We start from the raw sequence: 2,158 nt of genomic DNA on the forward strand, positions 1-2,158 counted from the left end.
AGAATTCTTTCAGAATCAGACCACATACATTCAGCCAATAAAAGACTTACTTCAGATAAGTCATGATGTCCCTTCAAATTTATCATAAAAAACCTCCGAAAGGGATTATGGGATTAAAGTGTTTAGCTTTACAGGAATTTCACATAACGTAAATGTGTTCACGACGTCCCACCACCTTAAGGCTCCGTAAGGAGCCGGCCGCGACGCGGTTAGGTGGTGCGGATGTGTCCGGCTGATTCCGCTTCCCTGTAGCTGAAATACTTCAGTCGAATCCACTTCCCTACTTCTGCCGGACCGAGGGGCGAATGCCCCGAAGCGTGAACATGGTGTTATAAGATGTCCCCGCCTTCTTCGATCAACTTGCAAATATCTTTCCGATGAACCTCGCGAACCAGCTTTCAAAGAAACGTCTTTCATATGAGACTTCACCGAGCAACTTACAATTCGTCTCTCATATGAGACTTCACTGAGCAGCTTACAAAAACGACTTTCATATGAGACTTCACTGAGCAACTTACAAAAACGTCTTTCATATGAGACTTCACTGAACAGCTTACAAAAACGTCTTTCATATGAGACTTCACTGAACAGCTTACAAAAACATCTTTCAAATGAGACTTCACTGAGCAACTTAATAAAACGTCTTTCAAATGAGACTTCGCTGAGCAGCTTACAAAAATGTTTCATATGAGGCATCATGATCGGCTTACAAAAACGACTTTCCTATAAAAAATTGCATCTTCGATTCTACTTTCAATGCCTTGCGGGGATTTCTTATAACGTTCATGTGTTCACGACGTCCCAACACCTTAAGCCCGAAGGGCGGCCGCGATGCGGTTAGGTGGTGCGGATGTGTCCGGCTGAAATACTTACAGTTGTTGAGCTACTCCAGTCGAATCCGCTTCCTACTTCTGCCGGACCGAGGCGGCTCGTCCGCCGAAGCGTGAACATGGTGTTATACGCTGTTGCCCTCTTCTTCGAATATCCCACGAAAGATTCGTTGATCTTAACCCTGCTCTTATATTGCCTTGATTCATTTCCAATTTCAATACAGTCGGAACATCATTCCAAATTCAATCCACCGCCAAACGTATGTGCCGGCTTTGATTATTGAATGTGTTCCATGACAGGTTTGAATAATAAGATTGGAATCAAGGCTATTCAGGGTTAAGATCTGTTCAACGAATCTTTCAGTCCCAACCCTCAAGACGGCATTTGAAAACAGGGCGCGGGCACGGATGATTCGACCTATCGAAGTCACTGGCGTGACCATCGATAGACAAATTAAGAATGATCCGATCTTCTTGACTGTTCTTCCCTCGCCCTTGAATTCAAAATGCCTTGAGGGTTGGGATGGGATGATCTTCGTTGTTTTTAGAGCAATTGCGTATAACGTTCATGTGTTCACGACGTCCAACTCCCTTAAGCCCGAAGGGCGGCCGCGATGCGGTTAGGGAGTTGGATGTGTCCGGCTGATTCTGCTTCCCTGCTGCTGTCAAATACTTCTCCGAACCCACATCTAACTCCTGCCGGACCGAGGGCCGAATGGCCCGAAGCGTGAACATGGTGTTATCAGAAGTTCATGACTTCTTCGAATTATCTCTCAACCTCGACCTTTTATTATCTTCTTTTCCAAGAAAACTACGAAGGTCTTTGCCTGCTAGAGGCTCGTCTGAAAATCTTGGTATTATATGAAGATGTGAATGAAATAGATGTTGACCCGCTGCACCATTAGTATTCCATTGAAGATTGTAACCATCTGGTTTATGTAATTCATCTAAATATTCTTTAACTTGTTGGACTAAAGTAAAGGTATCTAGCCATTCCTTCTCAGTTAATTCAAATACATTAACACGATGTTCTCTAGGAACGATTAGACCTGATCCAATTAAAATTTCTTGGGGCATTTGAAAAAATATACAGCTTTCATTACTTAAAATTTCTCTCTGTCTTGGTTCAAGTCTAGGATTACAAAATACACAATTGTCATTAATAGTCATTGGTATTTCTCCTTATGATCTCTTAATGTTTGCATTTAACGCACTTCATGAATTTCTGATAACGTTCATGTGTTCACGACGTCCAACTCCCTTAAGCCCGGAGGGCGGCCGCGATGCGGTTAGGGAGTTGGATGTGTCCGGCTGATTCCGCTTCCCTG

The 2,158-nt window shown here is 43.5% G+C and carries 1 protein-coding gene; it reads right to left on the reverse strand.

Translation table 11 applies throughout. The features are described 5' to 3' along the window. Positions 1-1,580: 1,580 nt before the first annotated feature. Positions 1,581-2,000: an HIT family protein gene (locus ACFPPD_RS23240; protein ID WP_209752124.1), complete on the reverse strand. Its 420-nt coding sequence runs from the start codon at positions 1,998-2,000 to the stop codon at positions 1,581-1,583. Positions 2,001-2,158 lie beyond the last annotated feature (158 nt).

It is taken from the genome of Cohnella suwonensis, assembly GCF_042655365.1.
In the GTDB taxonomy this organism is placed as follows: domain Bacteria; phylum Bacillota; class Bacilli; order Paenibacillales; family Paenibacillaceae; genus Cohnella; species Cohnella suwonensis.